16 protein-coding genes are annotated in these 18,695 nt (G+C 61.7%); 8 read left to right on the forward strand and 8 right to left on the reverse strand.

The window, feature by feature from the left end; all coding sequences use genetic code 11:
- Window positions 1-10 precede the first annotated feature (10 nt).
- Genes AKL28_RS02775 through AKL28_RS02785 form a run of 3 tightly spaced genes read right to left on the reverse strand, consistent with a single transcriptional unit; the run spans window position 11 to window position 3,925 of the window.
- Window positions 11-211 carry a DUF1656 domain-containing protein gene (locus tag AKL28_RS02775; protein WP_050466518.1) on the reverse strand — a complete coding sequence of 67 codons (201 nt, stop codon included), beginning with the start codon at window positions 209-211 and terminating at the stop codon, window positions 11-13.
- Window positions 201-2,429, reverse strand: coding sequence for an FUSC family protein (locus AKL28_RS02780; RefSeq protein WP_050466519.1), 2,229 nt, complete (start codon window positions 2,427-2,429; stop codon window positions 201-203). Before AKL28_RS02780 ends, AKL28_RS02775 begins: the two co-directional genes overlap by 11 nt.
- Window positions 2,426-3,925, reverse strand: a complete 1,500-nt coding sequence (locus tag AKL28_RS02785) for an efflux transporter outer membrane subunit (RefSeq protein ID WP_050466520.1) — start codon at window positions 3,923-3,925, stop codon at window positions 2,426-2,428. Before AKL28_RS02785 ends, AKL28_RS02780 begins: the two co-directional genes overlap by 4 nt.
- 214 nt (window positions 3,926-4,139) lie before the next feature.
- On the opposite strand from AKL28_RS02785, the gene AKL28_RS02790 reads away from it, so the two are divergent.
- The 5 genes from AKL28_RS02790 to rraA all read left to right on the forward strand — a co-directional run bounded on the left by AKL28_RS02790 (window position 4,140) and on the right by rraA (window position 10,940).
- On the forward strand, window positions 4,140-5,120 hold the full coding sequence (locus AKL28_RS02790; RefSeq protein ID WP_050466521.1) for a LysR family transcriptional regulator: 981 nt from the start codon (window positions 4,140-4,142) through the stop codon (window positions 5,118-5,120).
- Window positions 5,121-5,197: 77 nt separating this feature from the next.
- Window positions 5,198-5,572: a fluoride efflux transporter CrcB gene (gene crcB / locus AKL28_RS02795; protein ID WP_050466522.1), complete on the forward strand. Its 375-nt coding sequence runs from the start codon at window positions 5,198-5,200 to the stop codon at window positions 5,570-5,572.
- A gap of 118 nt (window positions 5,573-5,690) precedes the next feature.
- Entirely contained in the window at window positions 5,691-8,276 is a 2,586-nt protein-coding gene (gene clpB / locus AKL28_RS02800) for an ATP-dependent chaperone ClpB (protein ID WP_050466523.1), read from the forward strand.
- A gap of 433 nt (window positions 8,277-8,709) precedes the next feature.
- The gene (locus AKL28_RS02805) at window positions 8,710-10,410 is read left to right on the forward strand and encodes a sensor domain-containing diguanylate cyclase (RefSeq protein WP_462491131.1); all 1,701 of its coding nucleotides are present in this window, start codon (window positions 8,710-8,712) and stop codon (window positions 10,408-10,410) included.
- Between the two features lie 38 nt (window positions 10,411-10,448).
- The gene (rraA, locus tag AKL28_RS02810) at window positions 10,449-10,940 is read left to right on the forward strand and encodes a ribonuclease E activity regulator RraA (RefSeq protein WP_050466525.1); all 492 of its coding nucleotides are present in this window, start codon (window positions 10,449-10,451) and stop codon (window positions 10,938-10,940) included.
- A 58-nt stretch (window positions 10,941-10,998) separates the two neighbouring features.
- On the opposite strand, the gene AKL28_RS02815 is transcribed toward rraA, so the two are convergent.
- Window positions 10,999-13,224, reverse strand: coding sequence for an FUSC family membrane protein (locus AKL28_RS02815; RefSeq protein ID WP_050466526.1), 2,226 nt, complete (start codon window positions 13,222-13,224; stop codon window positions 10,999-11,001).
- A gap of 236 nt (window positions 13,225-13,460) precedes the next feature.
- On the reverse strand, window positions 13,461-13,991 hold the full coding sequence (locus AKL28_RS02820) for a PaaI family thioesterase (protein WP_050466527.1): 531 nt from the start codon (window positions 13,989-13,991) through the stop codon (window positions 13,461-13,463).
- Between the two features lie 40 nt (window positions 13,992-14,031).
- Between AKL28_RS02820 and AKL28_RS02825 the strand changes: the two genes are divergently transcribed.
- On the forward strand, window positions 14,032-14,268 hold the full coding sequence (locus tag AKL28_RS02825) for a hypothetical protein (protein WP_156226217.1): 237 nt from the start codon (window positions 14,032-14,034) through the stop codon (window positions 14,266-14,268).
- 149 nt (window positions 14,269-14,417) lie between these two features.
- Window positions 14,418-15,725, forward strand: a complete 1,308-nt coding sequence (gene aceA / locus AKL28_RS02830; protein ID WP_050466529.1) for an isocitrate lyase — start codon at window positions 14,418-14,420, stop codon at window positions 15,723-15,725.
- 130 nt (window positions 15,726-15,855) lie between these two features.
- On the opposite strand, the gene AKL28_RS02835 is transcribed toward aceA, so the two are convergent.
- From AKL28_RS02835 to modA, 3 genes are read right to left on the reverse strand one after another with little or no spacing between them, the layout of a single operon-like run.
- The gene (locus tag AKL28_RS02835) at window positions 15,856-16,533 is read right to left on the reverse strand and encodes an ATP-binding cassette domain-containing protein (protein WP_050466530.1); all 678 of its coding nucleotides are present in this window, start codon (window positions 16,531-16,533) and stop codon (window positions 15,856-15,858) included.
- Between the two features lie 52 nt (window positions 16,534-16,585).
- Window positions 16,586-17,260, reverse strand: a complete 675-nt coding sequence (gene modB, locus AKL28_RS02840) for a molybdate ABC transporter permease subunit (protein WP_050466531.1) — start codon at window positions 17,258-17,260, stop codon at window positions 16,586-16,588.
- Between the two features lie 26 nt (window positions 17,261-17,286).
- Window positions 17,287-18,057 carry a molybdate ABC transporter substrate-binding protein gene (gene modA, locus AKL28_RS02845; protein ID WP_050466532.1) on the reverse strand — a complete coding sequence of 257 codons (771 nt, stop codon included), beginning with the start codon at window positions 18,055-18,057 and terminating at the stop codon, window positions 17,287-17,289.
- Window positions 18,058-18,340: 283 nt separating this feature from the next.
- Between modA and AKL28_RS02850 the strand changes: the two genes are divergently transcribed.
- Entirely contained in the window at window positions 18,341-18,694 is a 354-nt protein-coding gene (locus AKL28_RS02850; protein WP_050466533.1) for a winged helix-turn-helix domain-containing protein, read from the forward strand.
- Window position 18,695 lies beyond the last annotated feature (1 nt).

The following is an 18,695-nucleotide window of genomic DNA, read 5'->3' on the forward strand; positions in this document are numbered from 1 at the left end:
GGATACTCAGCTAGGCATACACGTACAGCCCCATCAGAGAGGCGAAGCAGACGAACATGCTCACGCGGAACAGCGCCGGATGCCATACCAGGTTGTACAGGCCGATGCGTACCAGGATGCGGTCGGCCACGAAGGCCACGGCGCCGGCCGCAATCACCAGCAGCAACAGCGTGGGGATATAGGCGTCGAAAAAGGAAATCTCACGTGGCATGGCGGGCTCCGGAATGCGTGGTGTTGGCTGCACCGTCGCGCATTGTGTGCAATGGCGACTGCTGGTCCAGCAGGGCGGTGCGGATGAAATGCAGGTAGCTCAGCGTGCGTTGCAGCCGGTGGCGTTCGCTGCGTTCGCGGTAGTGCGGGCCGATGGTTTGCTGCACCTGGGCAATCGCATGGTCGTTGGCGGCCAGGGCGTCTGCGAACGTATCGCGGTTGGGTGTACTGAACAGCGCAGGGATGGTTTCACGCAGGCGGTTCAGCGCGGCATAGGCCTCGGCCGACAGCAGGTCGGGGCGTTCGGTGCGGATGCCGTTGAGTTCGGTGCGCAGTTCGATGATGGCGTGGCCGACTTCCAGCGTGGCGAACGTCCAGCCGAATGCATTCTGGCGCAGTGCCGGGCGGCTGCTGGTGAGCATGGTGATCTGGTGCATCAGGTCGCGGGTGCCGCTTTCGAATTTCAGCGCCAGGTGGCCGAGCTTGCCGAAACAGGCGTCCACCACTTGTTTGCGTAGCTGTTTCTCCAGTACGCGCACAGTCCAGTCGGTGGTCGGCGGCAGCAGCAGCATGAAGGAGACGGCGGTGACGATGAGCGACACCAGCAAGGCGATCGATTCGTTGAGATAACCGGCGGCATTGAAATGCGCGAAGTTGTCCGGTACCGCGAGGAAGGGGAAGAAAATGCAGATCCCCAGGCCATAGCCGGCCCATTTCGGTTTGGTGGTCAGCCACACGGCCAGCATCAGCGCGGGCATGAGCATCGCCGCCAGCATCCAGTAGCCGTCGGTGCGCGGCAGCAGGTGGAAGGTATAGATGTAGCCGGCAATGGCGGCAAACACCACGCCGATGGCTACCGTGCGCGTGGCTCTGGCCGGATCGGGCGCGGCCGAGGTGATGGCGCAGAAGGCGGCGGCATTGAGTGCGGCCACGTCGCCGCTGGGCCAGCCGCTGGCGAGCCAGAAGGCCGAGAGCAGGAGCAGCGTGATGGCGGCGCGGGCGCCGGCGATCAGTGCGGTGGTCATGCTGGTCTTGGAGGCGTATGCGTGTTCCCATTGCTCGCGCTCATGGCGGCGCTGGTTCAGCGAAGCATAGGTCAGCGTGTAGGCGTGCAGTTCTTCGATGACGCGGTAGAGCAGTTCGGATGCGGTGTCGAAGTCCAGCATGGCGGCATCGCTGTCGAGCTGCAGCGTGTTGCGGGTGGCGCGCACGCGGCGCGGCAGTTCGCGCTTGTAGGTTTCCAGCTTCAGCGCGGCATCGGCGGCGTCTACCGCGCTCATCACCGGTTCGCCGCTCTCGCGGGTCAAGAGCGGCTGCACTTCCTTGAAATAGGGGGAAATGGCGTCGATGATGATCTGCGCGCTGGGCGCGGGATTGGCATGCAGCCGGTTCATCAGTTGATGCAGCGCGTGCACGCGGGTCGACAACGCCATGAACTCGCTGTTCATGCGCGTCAGGCGGCCGCTGCGCAGGCGGATTTCCGGGTCTTCGAAGATGGCCGAGCTGCGCAGCGCTTCCAGGCCGATGATGTCGCCGACGAAACGGGCATTGGCGATATCGAGTTGCTTGCGGTCGGTGGTGCCGCCCAGGGTGGCGCCGATCAGGTCGACGAAGGCGGTGAAGCGGCCGCGGATGATGCGCACCAGGCCAGGGGCGCTGGCTTGCGGAAACACCAGTGCGCTGACCAGGCCGGCGCATACGATGCCCACGGTGATTTCGGTGCCGCGGGTCATGACCGAATCGAAAGTGATGCCAGGATTAAGCGCGGCCGGCAGGCCGATCAGGGCCACCGTATAGCCCGACAGCACAAAGCCGTAGGAGCGGAAGTTGCGGTTGTGCGCCGAGCCCACGGTGCACAGGCCGATCCAAAGCGCCGACGCGATCAGGAACAGTTCGGGCGTCTGCGCGAACAGGCCGACGAACACGATGATGGCGACCGAGCCGACCAGGGTGCCGATCACGCGGTAGAAGCTCTTGGCCAGGATCATGCCGCTTTGCGGCTGCATCACGATGAACACCGTGATCAGCGCCGAACGCGGCGATTCGAGGTCGAGCGCGTAGCCGATGCCGAGCGCCAGCAGGCCGGCGAACACCATCTTGAAGACGTAGATCCAGGTCGGCCGTTCATTCTGCCACCAGTCGCTGGCGGCGTCGTGCAGCTGCGCCCCGAAGGACGGGCGCGGTGCGGCTGCTGCGGTGGTGTTGGCGGGCTGGTTCATTTTGCGGCAGCCTTGATGGTGTCGCCGCCGGCATCAGCATCAGGCGCGGCAGCCGGCTCCAGGCCGCCGCCCAAGGCAGCGATCAGCGCGGCATAGGCAGCCAGGTTCTGGGCCTGCAACTGTTGCACGATCTGTTGCTGGCGCAGCCATTGGGTCTGCGCTTGCAGCACATTGAGGTAGTCGGTGAGGCCGCGCTGGTAGGCGCGGATGGCGATGTCGACGTTCTTTTGCGCGGCGGTGACCGATTCATGCGCTTGCTGCTGCTGGCGGGCCACGGACTGCAGTGTCACGACCTGGTCGGAGATGGACTTCAATGCTTGCGACAGCAGGGCGTTGTAATGCTCGACCTCGATGTCGTAGCCGGCGGTGGTGGCGCCCAGCTGGCCGCGCAGGCGGCCGCCTTCGAAGATCGGCAGAGAGATCGCCGGTCCGTAGGTGGTTTGCCAGTTTTTCATGCTGAGGAAAGACAGTATGCTGCCGCCGGCGGCGGCCGGGCCGATGCCTGCCATCAGGTTGATGTTGGGATAGAAGGCGGCCTTGGCCACGGCGATGCCCTTGGCCGCGGCTTCCACGCGCCAGCGCGCGGCGCTGATGTCGGGACGGCGGCCGATCAGGTCGGCAGGCAGCGCGTTGGGCAGGCCGATGGCCGTGTGCAACGCCAGCACCGGCCGGGCGATGCTGTCGCCGGCGCCCGGGCCTTCGCCCAGCAGGGCGGCCAACTGGTTGCGCACCAGCGCAATGCTTTCATTGAGGGCTTCGATCTGGCGGCGGGTTTCCGGCAGCGGGGATTCGGCCTGGGTGATTTCCAGCTGGGTGCCGATGCCGCAGGTGAAGCGGCGGTGCGCCAGGCCGAGGATTTTCTGTTCTTCCTTGAGCATCGCCTCGGTGTTGTCCAACAAGCCGTATTGCAGCGCCAATTGGACGTAGGTGCGCACCACGTTGCTTTCCAGGTCGAGCTGGGCGGCGCGGGCATCGGCAGCGATCGCGTGCAACTCATCCTGGGCGCGTTCGGTAGTGTTCTTGTTGCGGTCCCACAGGTCAACGTTGTAGGCCAGGCTCAGGGTAGCGGTGTTGTTCCAGGTCAGCTTGTCGCGAAAGCTGGCGCCGTAATAGATGTTGTCGGACCAGTCCTTGCGGCCGACGGCGGCGTCCAGTTGCGCATTGGGCAATTCGCCGGCATGCGCCACCACCACCATCGATTGCGCCTGGCGCACGCGGGCGGCGGCGATGGCCATGCTGGGGTTGCCGGCTACGGCTTTTTGCACCAGCGCATCGAGTTGCGGGTCGTTATAGGCCTGCCACCATGCACGTTGCGGCCAGCCGGCTTCGGCGCCGGCCTGGCGAATGGCCTGGCCGGCATCCAGGGTGGCGATGTCGCGGACTTGCGCTTGCGGTTTGATGCCTCCCTGGTCGGCGCAGCCGGCGATTGTCAAAACTATCAGCGATAGCGCAATGACGGTCAGGGCAGACAAATGGCGGTAGGAGAGGCGGTTCATGAAATTACCCCAAAATATGCAAATATCAGATGATATGTATTGTATTTTGTAATTATCTTGGGAGAAATCCGACAATTTGCAATTGTTTATCCTATAAATTGAAATAATAACTAAGCCGTTTTAGGTAACAATGCTGTCATCCGCCAGTCCGGAAAATGCGAGCACGGCTCAGTGCAGCTTACCCGAGAACTGGCCACAGCATAGGATTAAGAGTATGGATACCTTGCAAAACATGCGCGTGTTTGTGCGCGTGGTCGATGCCGGCAGTTTTACCTCTGCGGCGCAGCAGATGGGCTTGACCACGGCCCATGTATCGCGCGCCGTGGCCGACCTGGAAAGGCATTTGCGCACCCGCCTGCTGAACCGCACCACCCGCCGCATTGCCTTGACGGAAGCCGGCGAGCGCTATCTATTGCGTTGCCAGCAGATCATGTCTTATGTCGAAGAGGCAGAAGCCGAGGCCAGCGCTGCCTATGTCAAGCCTTCCGGGCGTTTGCGAATCCACGCGATGACCAGTTTCGGCCAGCGCTACGTGATCCCGGCCATTTCCAGCTACCAGAAGCGCTATCCTGACGTGGCGGTGGAGTTGACCCTGGCCCAGCGCATTCCGGACATGCTGGAGGAGGGCTATGACGTCTCGCTGGTGCTGGCGCGCGAATTGCCGGATTCCGGCCTCATTTTTCGCCAGCTCGGCAGTACGTTCAGCATGCTGTGCGCCTCGCCCGCATATATCGACAAGCATGGCATGCCGCAAAAGCCGGCCGATCTGGCGAACTACACCTGCCTGCAACTGGTCAGCCCGGTTTCGCCACTGGACGAATGGGTGATCGAAGGGCCGGAAGGCATGGACACGATCGCCGTCAAGAGCAATTTCCAGGTCAACGTGGCCGAGGCCATGCTGGCCAGCATCCGCGAAGGCATGGGTATCGGCGTGCTGCCCATCTATTCGGCAGTGGACCCGTTGCGGGCCGGCACCATCGTGCGCGTGCTGCCGCAGCACCGCATGCAGCACATGGGCGTGTATGCGCTGTACCCGTCGCGCCAGTACCTGGACGCCAAGATCAGCACCTGGGTCGACTGGATGCACGAGAGCGTAGACAAGGCGCTGCAGGAAGACCATCAGGCGCTGGAGCGCATTGGATCGCTGCGTGAAGAAATGCAGGGGATTGTTACCGCCCAGGAACACATTTCCTGAGAGAGCACTGAGGTGGCTGGCCGGGACTATTGCAGTTTCTGGCATCATCGCAGCAGAGAACAAGACGAGGAGGCGGCATGGGATGGCTGGCGGTGGGCGTGGGAGCGACATTGGGGGCATGGCTGCGCTGGCGGCTCTCGGTGGTGTATAACGTCGGCGGCCATCTGGTGCCGATCGGCACGCTGGCGGCCAACTGGATAGGCGGTTATGTGATCGGTTTTCTGGTCGCCTATTTCGAGCAGCATCCAGGCCTGTCGCCGGAATGGCGCCTGTTTGCCATCACGGGTTTCCTCGGCGGATTGACCACCTTTTCCACCTTCTCCGCCGAGGCCATGATCCTGCTGCAGCGGGGCGACTATCTTTGGGCCATTGGCCATTCGGCGTTGCACTTGCTCGGCTCCATCGCGTTGTGCGTTGCCGGCTTTGCAACTTACCGCGCGCTGGCCGGATAACGAGGGACGAGCATGGGGTGTTGCGGGCATGATGCAAATCAAATTTCCGCACCGGCACTTTGCTTGAAAATCAAATGTCCGGCCCAATTTTCATTACATTGAAAAATTGGAGCGAACCATGCGTCTCGACAAACTCACCACAAAATTGCAGGAAGCGCTGGCCGACGCGCAATCCCAGGCGGTCGGCCACGATAACCAATACATCGAACCGGTACACCTCGTCATCGCCCTGTTGAACCAGGACGATGGCGGCGCGCGCTCGCTGTTGCAGCGCGCGGGCGTGAACGTGAACGGCCTGTCCATTGCTTTGCAGGGCGCCTTGCAACGCCTGCCGCAAGTGTCGGGCAACGGCGGCGAAGTGCAGATCGGCCGCGAACTGGTGGCCTTGCTGAACCTGGCCGACAAGGAAGCGCAAAAGCATGGCGACCAGTTCGTCGCCAGCGAAATGGTGCTGCTCGGCCTGGTGGACGACAAGTCCGACGCCGGCCGCGCCGCACGCGAAAACGGCCTCACCCGCAAGTCGCTGGAAGCCGCCATCAAGGCCGTGCGCGGCGGCGCTTCGGTGTCTTCGCAGCAGGACGAAGGCCAGCGCGAAGCGCTCAAGAAATACACGCTGGACCTGACCGAGCGCGCCCGCGCCGGCAAGCTCGACCCGGTGATCGGCCGCGACGATGAAATCCGCCGCGCGATCCAGGTGCTGCAGCGCCGTAGCAAGAACAACCCGGTGCTGATCGGTGAACCGGGCGTGGGCAAGACGGCTATCGTCGAAGGCCTGGCGCAACGTATCGTCAACGGCGAAGTGCCGGACAGCCTGAAGTCCAAGCGCGTGCTGTCGCTGGACATGGCGGCGCTGCTGGCTGGCGCGAAGTACCGCGGCGAATTCGAGGAGCGCCTGAAGGCGGTCCTGAAGGAGATTGCCCAGGACGAAGGCCAGACCATCGTCTTCATCGATGAGCTGCACACCATGGTCGGGGCCGGCAAGGCTGAAGGCGCGATGGATGCCGGCAACATGCTCAAGCCGGCATTGGCGCGCGGCGAGCTGCATTGCGTGGGTGCGACCACGCTGGACGAATACCGCCAGTACATCGAGAAGGATGCTGCGCTGGAGCGCCGCTTCCAGAAGATCCTGGTCGACGAGCCGAGCGTGGAGGCGACCATCGCCATCCTGCGCGGCCTGCAGGAAAAGTACGAGGTGCACCACGGCGTGGACATCACCGACCCGGCCATCGTGGCCGCGGCCGAATTGTCGCACCGCTACATCACCGACCGTTTCCTGCCGGACAAGGCGATCGACCTGATCGACGAAGCCGCTGCCAAGATCAAGATCGAGATCGATTCCAAGCCGGAAGTCATGGACAAGCTCGACCGTCGCCTGATCCAGCTGAAGATCGAGCGCGAAGCGGTCAAGCGCGAGAAAGATGAGGCTTCGCAGAAGCGCCTGCAACTGATCGAGGAAGAGATCGAGAAACTGGAGCGCGAGTACGCCGATCTGGAAGAGATCTGGAAGGCTGAGAAGTCGACCGCGCAGGGCGGCCAGCAGCTGAAGGAGGAGATCGAGAAGATTCGCCTGCAGATGGAAGAGGCGACCCGCAAGAGCGACTGGCAGCGGGTATCCGAGCTGAAGTACGGCAAGCTGGCCGAACTCGAGGCCGCCCTGGAAGAGCAGAACAAGCGTGACCAGGCGAGTGCCGCCACGGAGAAGCCCAAGCTGGTGCGCACCCAGGTCGGCGCCGAGGAAATCGCCGAGATCGTGGCGCGTGCCACCGGCATCCCGGTCTCGCGCATGATGCAGGGCGAGCGCGAGAAGCTGCTGCATATGGAAGACGTGCTGCATGAGCGCGTGGTGGGCCAGGACGAGGCGATCGTGGCCGTGTCCGATGCCATCCGCCGTTCGCGTGCCGGACTGGGCGACCCCAGCAAGCCGTATGGTTCGTTCATGTTCCTGGGGCCTACCGGCGTGGGCAAGACCGAGCTGTGCAAGGCGCTGGCGTCCTATCTCTTCGACACCGAGGAGGCGATGATCCGTATCGACATGAGCGAGTTCATGGAGAAGCATTCCGTGGCCCGCCTGATCGGCGCGCCGCCGGGCTACGTCGGTTACGAGGAAGGCGGCTACCTGACCGAAGCCGTGCGCCGCAAACCGTACAGCGTGATCCTGCTCGACGAGATCGAAAAGGCCCATCCGGACGTTTTCAACGTGCTGCTGCAAGTGCTGGACGATGGCCGCATGACCGATGGCCAGGGCCGCACGGTGGACTTCAAGAACACGGTGATCGTGATGACCTCTAACCTGGGTTCGCACCGGATCCAGTCGATGGAAGACAGCGATCCGGCGCTGGTGAAGCTGGCGGTGATGGCCGAGGTGCGCACGCATTTCCGTCCGGAGTTCATCAACCGGGTGGATGAGATCGTGGTGTTCCACGCGCTCGATGAGAAGAATATCGGCGCTATCGCCAAGATTCAGCTGCACATTCTGGAAGAGCGTCTGGCCAAGCTGGAGATCGGTTTGCAGATCAGTGAAGCCGGCCTGCAGAAGGTCGCCGAGGCCGGGTTCGATCCGGTATATGGCGCACGGCCGTTGAAGCGTGCGATCCAGCAGGAGATCGAAAACCCGCTGTCCAAGGAAATCCTGGCTGGCAAGTTCGGTCCGAAGGATGTGGTGCATGTGGACGCACAGAACGGGCAACTGGTGTTCACCAAGTAATGCCTCAAATGGGACGGGGAGTGTCGGGATAGTTTTCTTGCCCGGTCCATGTCCGATTGGAAGCCGATTGTGCCGTGAGGCGCAATCGGCTTTTTTCATGGCAAGGTGCAATGCCTTGTACAGAGCGCTTGCGCCCTCGAGATTTTTTGTTGTCTTTTTGGAAATCTCTGCCGGGCGATCGATGCCTCCATTTGCCAGTGCAATCCGAAGTGCAGGCCCGGCAATGCCAGGTTGCGCCCCAAATCCACGCCAGTCATGGGCTTTTGGCATACAATGATTGCTCAATCGAAATAACTGGTGCAGTGCGCCGCAACGCCTGTCATGGCCGTTGGCGATGCGCATCGGCGGGGGAAATTATGCGAAAGATAATTGGCGGCGAGAGTCCGCGAAGGGATCGATCCTGAGGCAATCGTCTTTGCAGCGGCTTTTCATTTTGCCGTTCATCTTCCTGATGGTTTGCCTGGCGCTGACGATAGGCTGGTTCCTTTATCGCGCTGGAGACGACGCTACCGAAATTCTCGCGCGCAATGCGCTGATGGAGGTAATGGGGCGCGTCGGCCAGGCAATTGACCGCCAGACCCTGAGTGCGCGCGAGAGCCTCAATATCGTGGCGCCGCCGCCGATACCGCCAGTCAACCCCGGCGACAAGCCGGCTGCATTGCCATTCCCGCAAGACCATAAGCAATTGGAAGAGCGGCTGTGGCTGGCCAATTCCTTGTTCAGCGATCCCAGTTACGTTTATTTCGGCGGCGCCGATGGCAGCTTCCTGGGCATCAAGCAGGAAAGCGCCAACGTGTTCATGTACAGCATCCGCGAGCCTGAAGGGAAGGATTACGTCTATTACCTGCGCGGTCCCGGCACCGAAATGAAGCTGACTGCGGTGCAGGATTATGAGCCGCGTAAGCGGCCCTGGTACATCCAGACAGTGGCGAGCGGACGCGAGACATGGTCCTCGGTGTATGCCGATTTTCGCCAGAAGTTTTTGGGCATCAATCTCTCCAAGCCGGTTTTCGATACCGAGGGCACCTTCTTGGGCGTGGCCAACAGCAGCATCGGCTTGAGCCAGCTCACCACCTTTTTGCAGCAGTTGCCCTTGAGTCCCAATGGCGTGGCCTTCATCGCCGAGCTTAAAGGCGACATGGTCGCCACTTCCCTCAACGAAGTGCTGCACGAAATCAAGGGTAACACCGGGGAGGTGGTGCGCCTGAACGCCCAGCAAAGCAAGTCGCCGCTGGTGCAACAGGCGTTCGATGAGGTACAGAAATACATGGCGGAGCATCACCTCGTACCGGGCCAGCTGGTGATGCTGGGCGCGCGCAGCGAGGGTAGCAAGATCGAGGTAGCTGTCCGCCTGCACCATGACGAGGCCGGCCTGGACTGGCTGGCTATCAGCGCTGCGCCGCGTTCGGATTTTCTCGGTTCGGTGACTGGCGGCGTCTATCAGACCCTGCTGCTGGGGCTGGTGGCGGTGTGCCTGACTTTTGTGATCGGCTTCGTGTTGTTGCGCTGGGTGCTGCGCGACATTCGCAAACTGACGCTGGCGGCCAAGAGCATCGGCAACGGCAGCCCGTTCCCGGCCCTCAATATCGATCGCGACGACGAGATCGGGCAATTGGCGCTGAGTTTTCAGGAAATGGAGCGCAACCTGCGCACCGATCGCCTCACCAATGTGCTCAACCGCGATTCGCTGATTGCGCAGATCGAATTCCGCCGCCGTAATTCGTCGGAAGCCAATCCGCTGCATTTCGCCATGCTGTTTATCGATCTCGACCGCTTCAAGGCGGTCAATGACGAATATGGCCATGACGAAGGCGACAGGGTACTGGTCGTTATCGCCGAACGCCTGCAGCATGCGCTGCGCCATGACGACTCGGTGGCGCGTTTTGGCGGCGACGAGTTCGTGGTGTATCTGCATGGGGTGACCGATGCCGATGTGGCGCGCAGCATTGCCGACAAGATCCGCCATGCCGTCAACAGGCCTATCGAGGGGCGGGACGGCAACCAGTACACCGTGGATGCATCGGTGGGCGTCTCGCTTTATCCGGAAGACGGCCTCGATGTGGAAACTCTGCTGCGTATGGCCGATTCACGCATGTTCGACCAGAAGCGCCTGCATCGCATGCTGTCGGTGTGAGGCAGGATTGCCCGTACCAACCGATCACGGAGACCACCATGAGCTTTGCCACCTGCGACCTGTGCGATCACCATGAAGACAAGCTGGCCGCCGGCACCTTGCATGTGCTGCCGCCCATCTTCGCCTCGTTCGGCAAACAAAATACCTTTGCCGGCCCTGTCAGGACGCTCAAGGTGTTTGAAGACAATGTGCTGGTGCGTGCCGCCCTGGAAACGCCGGGCAATGGCCATGTTCTGGTGGTGGATGGCGGCGGCAGCTTGCGCTGTGCATTGGTGGGCGGCAACCTCGGCGTGCTGGCGCAGAAGAACGGTTGGGCCGGCATCCTGGTCAATGGCTGCGTGCGCGATGCGGCGGAGCTCAACGCTTGCGATGTCGGTATCCGGGCACTGGCCACGCATCCGCAGCGCAGCTTCCGCAAGGGGGCAGGCGACGCCGACCTGAAGGTAACCATTGCCGGCGTGGCGGTGTATCCGGGCGACTGGATGTATGCGGACGTGGACGGCGTACTGATATCGCGTACCCAACTGTGACGCCGGATTGGATCGGCGGCATCGATTTGCCGGATGTGCCGCAAGAACCTGTTGGGGATCAGTTCTGGCGCAGGATATTGTCGATGGCCGTGGTCTGGGCGACGATTTCGCGCAAATCCTGATTGAGCAGGCTGGTCCGGCGCTGCAAGGTGCTCCAGCCTGACCATGCACTGGTTTCGGCCGACACCGGCTCGGGGGTGACAGGGCCGACCAGTTCGATCTTGGCCGATAGTGCCTTGTTTTCCGGCGCTTCCGGCGAGACGGTAACCGCGCCGCTCCGTTTCTTCGACTTCGGCGCCAGGATGCGCTGGGCCTCAGCCAACTGTTCGCTGGCTTCCAGATAAGTACTTTCGATCAGCTGGTTGACCGAGCCTTGCGGGATATTCTCCTGATGGCGCCGCAGCATCAGGCGCAGGGCGGCAATGTGCGCCGCCACCAGGTAGTTCTGCACGATGAAGCGGTTGAGCTCCTTGACCGCACGGTGCTTGGTCACCGGTTCGTCCATCATGCGCACCAGCGCCGAGATCAGTGCCGCCAGGCTATCCATGAAGCCCTTGCGGCATACCCGGTAGAAGAAATCGTCCTTGACCTTGCCTTCCAGCATGTCGCGGCTGGCGGTGAGGTAACGCTGGCTGGCCTTCAATACGTTGCGCAGCAGCTTGGGCAGGTCGCGGTATTCCCAGGCCGGCAGCACATAGCTGAAGATGGTGGCGATCACCACACCGATCACGGTGTCGATCAGGCGCTCGCTGACCACGCCCTGGTGGCCGGCCGGCAGCAGCAGGTTGAGCAGCATCAGGATCTGTACCGAAGCAGCGATGGCGGTGTAGCGGTATTTCACATAAGTGAACGCGGGCGCGGCGACGCTGGCGGCGAACAGCACTGCCATCAGGCCCATCGGATTATGGACGAAGCGCAGGATCAGCGCCGTGATCAGGCAGCCGATGATGGTGCCGATCAGGCGGTCGGCCACGCGTTGCTTGGTGGCGCTGAAATTGGGTTTGAGAATGATGACGATGGTCAGCACGATCCAGTAGCCGTGCGCCATGTAGGGCAGGTGGCTGGAGATCCACAGGCCGGTGGTCACCGCCAGCGCGACGCGGATGGCGAAGCGGAAGATCGGGGACTGCCAGCGCAGGTTGACCAGCAGCATGTTGAACTTGAACTTCTGCTGGGTCAGGAACGGCGTCATGTCCGAGCCGGGCAGGATGGGCAGGGGATCGACCGGATTCTGCGTGGCCTGGTGCAGTTGGCCGATCAGTTCGATGATGTCGCGGATCTTGTTGTAGGTCACGCGCAGGATGGTCAGCGCCTCTTCGGAGGCCTGGTTCGGCCCCGGCTGGGCCATCTGCTGCATCTCGTACTGGATGGCGCGCAGCTCGGCCTTGTAGTTGACGGTAGGGGCTGAGGCCTTCTTGCGGGTGATGGCGTAGGCGATCGATTCGATGTCTTCGGCGGTCTTGTTGGCCAGGTCGCGCAGGAAGATCATCACGTCCTTGTCGCCGAAGTGGTCGCGGAGGAAGGCGTAGTCGGCGTGAGTGGACAGCACCTGCTCATACAGTTCCAGCATCGACAGGTGCACTTGCACCAGCAGGCCGTCCTGCTTGGTATAGAGGTCGCGCAGGATCAGGTCGCGCGAGGCCTGCTGCTTGTCGGCTACCACGATCTGCTGGCGCACCAGCTGGTTGAACTGGGCGGCGAGGTCGTGCCGCACGTCGTAGAAATCTGCCTTGATGCGCAGGTAGCGCGCCAGCTCGAACAAGGCTTCGGCCAGTACCTGCTGCTTGATGCGGCGGCGCAGGAACCACGACACCACCATCGAATACGCCAGATAACCGAGACCGCCGCCCAGGAACAGCGCGCAGTTCGTCAGCGCGGCCGAGATCGGCACCTGGTTTTCCATCGACAGCGTCATCACCATCAGCGCGGCGAACTGCAGCGGCATGGTCTTCTTACCGTACACCACCATCATGCTGGCGAAGAAGCTGACTACCACCATCATTGCGCCGACCAGCCAGGGTATCGGCGCGCACAGGCTGATGACCAGCATCACCAGCGTACACAGCAGCACGCCGGCCAGCATCTCGTTGAACTTGTGCCGCAAGGGGCTGGGCAGGTCCATGAGGCTGGTGCACAGGGCACCAAGAAAGACCGTCATGGTGGTCGGCATGTCGGCCACGTTGTACACCAGCATGGTGAGGCCGACCACCCCGATCGCGATCCGTACACCAGTATAAAAATAATGACTGAATAGAAAGGTGCGGATGTCCAGGGCGTAATGCATGAAGACTATCGACGTTGAATCGCCGTTCAATTTTAGTAGGCGTTCATTCTGTGCCTTCTTCGTCGATTAAACAACCGAGCCGTCACGTTGCCGCAAAAAGAAATTGGCGGAACGAAAGCCAGCCGCGCCGGTCGCCGCGTTCCGGCGTGCAGGCGCAGCGGCAATTACCCCGATGGTTTCGGTACGCCGGAATATCGAGAGGGGATATTGCGTGAAGTTTTTTCACTTCCGGCGTTTCAGGGAAGGGGAAAGACCAGGCAGGTAGTGGTCGCATGGGCGTACAGGCGGCCTTCGGTATCGATGATGCGTCCCTCGGCGATGCCGACCTGTTTGCCGACCTGTATCACGCGGCCTTCGGCGCGCACCGGCCCGGTCTTTTCCGTCAGTGCCCGCACCAGGTTCACTTTCAGTTCGAGCGTGGTGTAGCCCATGCCTTGCGGCAGCACCGAATGCACCGCACAGCCGACGGCAGAATCCAACAGGGTGCAGAAATAGCCGCCATGTACGCTGCCCAGCGGGTTGTAATGGCGTTTGTCGGGCGTACCCTGGAACACGATGCGGCCCGGTTCGCCTTCCACCGGGATGAAGTCCATGGTCTGGCCGATAGGCACCGACGGCAGCAAGCCATCCCAGATCTTCTGCAGGAAGTCCATGCCGCTGCCGGCTTTCAGGTCGGCCATGGTGGCTACGCCGGGCGGCGCCAGCTTGGCGCGCACGTCCTCTTCCTGCTGGCGCCACAGTGCTAGTGTCTCTTCTTTTGTCGTCATGCTTCCTCCGGGCCGGGGTCCTTGATGTGAATGGAAAGCCTTGTCTTGGCAAGTGACTTTTATTATGCAAGAGGTGGGTGCGGACGTCAAAAATTTTCGAACGATCGTCTTAATCCGAGGTGGATTGCTTAAGCCGAAACTGCAAAGTCTGTGCAAGGCCGCCATTTTTCACGATGAGAAATTTTCATTTCGTATTGTGAAAAACGCGGGTGCAGAGCATCAAAAGCATTTTTCATTTCCAGAAATTTCGTTCCGTATCGCAAAAAATGAAAAATAAGTATTTGATTTTATTGATATAAAAAAATTACCTATATCTTATACAAGACATTGTTGCTCTGCACATGGCGGGACTACTATGAAGTCATGGAATTCGCGATTTCATCCAGTTTTTAAACACCTCAACATTGACGAAAAAAGGAGATCACCATGAGCACACGTGAACAGCAAATCCAGGCACTGGAAAAGGATTGGGCAGAAAATCCACGCTGGAAGGGCATCAAGCGCAACTATACGGCCGAGGACGTGGTCCGCCTGCGCGGCTCGGTGCAGATCGAGCATTCGCTGGCCAAGCGCGGCGCCGACAAGCTGTGGCACCTGGTCAACAACGAACCTTTCGTCAACGCGCTGGGCGCCCTGACCGGCAACCAGGCCATGCAGCAAGTGAAGGCCGGCCTGAAGGCGATCTACCTGTCCGGCTGGCAAGTGGCGGGCGACGCCAACCTGGCCGGTGAAATGTATCCCGACCAGTCGCTGTATCCGGCCAATTCGGTGCCGATGGTGGTCAAGCGCATCAACAACACCTTCCAGCGCGCCGACCAGATCCAGTGGTCCGAAGGCAAGGACGACATCGATTTCTTCGCACCCATCGTGGCTGACGCCGAGGCCGGTTTCGGCGGCGTGCTCAATGCCTTCGAACTGATGAAGTCGATGATCGAAGCAGGCGCCGCCGGCGTGCACTTCGAAGACCAACTGGCTTCCGTCAAGAAGTGCGGCCACATGGGCGGCAAGGTGCTGGTGCCGACTCGCGAAGCGGTCGAGAAGCTCAACGCCGCACGCCTGGCGGCCGACGTCATGGGCACCAAGACCCTGGTGATCGCCCGTACCGACGCCGAAGCGGCCGACCTGCTGACCTCCGACGTGGATGCCAACGACAAGGCGTTCCTGTCTGGCGAGCGTACAGTCGAAGGCTTCTTCAAGACCCATCCCGGCATCGACCAGGCCATCTCGCGCGGCCTGGCCTATGCGGAATATGCCGACATGGTCTGGTGTGAAACCGGCAAGCCCGACCTGGCGTTTGCCAAGACGTTCGCCGAAGCCATCCACGCCAAGTTCCCGGGCAAGCTGCTGGCCTACAACTGCTCGCCGTCGTTCAACTGGAAGAAGAACCTGGACGATGCCACCATCGCCAAGTTCCAGCGCGAATTGGGCGCAATGGGCTACAAGTTCCAGTTCATCACGCTGGCTGGCTTCCATGCGCTGAACTACTCGATGTTCAACCTGGCGCACGGTTATGCCCGCAACCAGATGTCGGCCTTCGTGGAATTGCAGGAAGCCGAATTCGCTGCCGCCACCAAGGGCTTCACCGCGGTCAAGCACCAGCGCGAAGTCGGCACCGGTTACTTCGACGCCGTGACCCAGGCGATCCAGCAAGGCCAGTCGTCGACCACTGCGTTGCATGGTTCGACCGAGGATGAGCAGTTCTTTGAAGATCAGACGGAAAAGAAGGCTGCCTGATAGCCCGAACAGGCTTGAGTTGGTTGTGTGTTGTGTGAAGCCGGCTTGACTCCAGTGCAAGCCGGTCGGGGTATCCCCCCATCCTGGAACCGCACCTCAAAAGGGTGCGGTTTTTTTTCGTGGGATGGAATCAGAGCGAGCGCTGTGCGCTGATGCGCCCGTCGCGTATTTCGAACACTTCGTCGCCCAGGGCGTCGACATCGGCCGGGTCATGCGTGATCAGCAGCATGTGCACGCCTAACCGCTGTTGCAGCTCGGCCAGCTCGTGCCGCATGCGTTCGCGCAGCGACAGGTCCAGCGCAGAGAAGGGTTCATCCAGCAGCAGGATGTCGGGCTCCGACACCAGCGCGCGCGCCAGTGCCACGCGTTGCCGCTGGCCGCCGGAAATCTGCGCGGGATGGTTGCCGGCGATTGCCTGCAATTCAAATGCCGTGATCCATTTTTGTACCGCAGGATGCGAAGCGGGTTTGCGCAGGTTGAAGCAGCCGCGCGCCAGGCCGAAAGCGATGTTTTGCGCCACCGTCAGGTGCGGAAACAGTGCGTAATCCTGGAACAGGTAAGCGACGTTGCGCTCCTGCACGCGCACGTTGATTTGCTGCTGCGCATCGAACAGCATGCGGTCGTCCAGCCGGATGTAGCCGGCGTCGGGCGTCATGAGGCCGGCCATGGCTTTCAAGGTCAGGCTCTTGCCCGAGCCGGATGGGCCATACAGCACGATGCGCTCGCTGTCGGAGGCAAAGGCGATGTCGAGATCGAACTCACGGTCGCCGGCGCGCAGTTTTTTCTGGATGTGGAGTTCGACGCTCACGGCAGCTCAGGATGGATTTGGAAAGTAGGGCGCATGGCGGGATGGGCGGAAATCAGCGCAACGTAAACTGCGCGCGGTCCGGCACCAGCCGCCCAGCCAGCATGAGGATAGCCACGCAAGTTATTGAGGTGATTATCACCAGCATGGTGGCGGCGCCGTCGTCGCCGGCTTGTACCGCTTCATAGATGGCGACCGACAAGGTCTGGGTACGGCCCGGCAGGTTGCCGGCCACCATCAGCGTGGCGCCGAATTCGCCCAATGCGCGGGCGAAGGCCAGCAGCACACCGGCGGCAATGCCCTTGGTCGCCATCGGCAGGCTGACGCGGAAGAACACGCCTGCCTCCGACACTCCCAGCACGCGGGCGGCATTTTCGAGCTGGTGGTCGACGTTTTCGAAAGCGGCGCGGGAAGCCTTGAGCACCAGCGGGAAGGCGACGATGGTGGACGCCACGACTGCGCCTTGCCAGGTGAATACGAGTTGGATGCCGATGCTTTCAAGCCAGGCGCCGAACGTGCCGCGGCGGCCGAACAGCACCAGCAGGTAATAGCCCAGCACGGTCGGCGGCAGCACCAGCGGCAAGGTCAGGACGGAATCGATGAAGTCGCGCAGTGGCGAACGCCAGCGCGACAAGCCGTAAGCCGCAGCCACACCCAGCACCATGTTGAGCAAGGTCGCCAGCCCGGCGACCTTGAGCGAAAGCAGCAGCGGTGTCCAGACGGGATGCATGGTGTGCGGTTTATACGGGGTGGAGATCAGGGCTTGAGGAAGCCATAACGCGCCAGCACGGTCTGGCCGGTGGGCGAGAGCACGTAGCCGATGAACTTGTCGGCCAGTTCCTTTTGCTGGCTGCCGGCGGTGGCGGCAATCGGATAGGTGGCAGGCGAGTCCGACGGGATGCGGATGGCGACCTTGACCTTGTCCGGCATCACAGCGGCGTCGGTGGCGAACACGAAGCCGGCGTCAACTTCACCGCGTGCCACGTAGTCCAGGCTGGTGCGCACGTTCTCGGCCATCACGGCTTTGGCCTGGACCTGCTGCCACAGGCCGGCGCTTTCCAGTGCGGTCTTGGTGTAGCGGCCGAACGGCACGGAAGCGGGGTTGCCCAGGGCGATGCGCTTGTAGTCGGGCTTGTTCAGGTCGGCCAGCGCGGCCGGCTGCAGCTTGCTGTCATGCGGGACGATCAGCACGATCTGGTTGGCGGCGAAATTCTTGCGGGTGGCGGGATTGACGGCTTTTTCGGCGACCGCCTTGTCCATCGCGGTCTGGTCGGCCGAGGCGAACACGTCGGCCGGGGCGCCGCGCACGATCTGCTGCATCAGGATGTCGGAGGCGCCGAAGTTGGTGATCACCTTCACGCCGGGGTTCTGTTGCTCAAACGACTGTGCCAGCTCCTTGAAGGCATTGGTCAGGCTGGCCGCGGCTGACACCACCAGGTCGGTGGCGTTGGCGGCGCTTGCGGAAAACATCAGGGCGGCGGCAAATGCCGCTCCAAAGGCGGCTTTCAGGCGGGTGTGCTTCAGCATCTGCGGTCCTCTTTGTTCTGGTGTGGAAATGGCGGGCATGCCGTCTGCCGGCATCAGGCGGCAGACAAGCAAAAGCGCGCGGACCGATGGCCGACGCGCGCTTGTTGAACCCATCGAAATATACGCAAGGATATAGCGTGAGTCAACCGCAGGCAAAACTGTGCTGTTCCCGGAACCTGTTTGCTGTCTCTTCGTGGGCTGTAGCGGACGCCAACGGCATCATCGTTGCTGTTGCGGCACTGAGGTGTTGGACGTGCAGGGAGGCCCTTGTACAATCACGCGCATGACTTATTCCAAGACCATCAGATTGCGCGTGATGCAGGGCGACACCATCGCCTTCGGCCCGGGGAAGGCAGATCTCTTGCAGGCCATCGAGCGTACCGGATCGATTTCCGGCGCCGCGCGCGAGATGGAAATGTCGTACCGGCGCGCCTGGTTGCTGGTCGAGGAAATGAACCGCTGTTTCTCCAATCCGCTGGTGGCGACCGCCACCGGTGGGGCGCGTGGAGGCGGGGCAGTGGTGACCGAGCTGGGCCGCGAGGTGCTGGCACGCTACCAGCGCATGCAGAAAAAGGCCGATGCAAGCATTGCCGCCGATCTCGGCTACCTGCATTCGCTGATGACCGATAACAAATAGG

Origin of the sequence: Herbaspirillum chlorophenolicum, assembly GCF_001189955.1 — a bacterium.
Lineage (GTDB): Bacteria > Pseudomonadota > Gammaproteobacteria > Burkholderiales > Burkholderiaceae_D > Herbaspirillum > Herbaspirillum chlorophenolicum.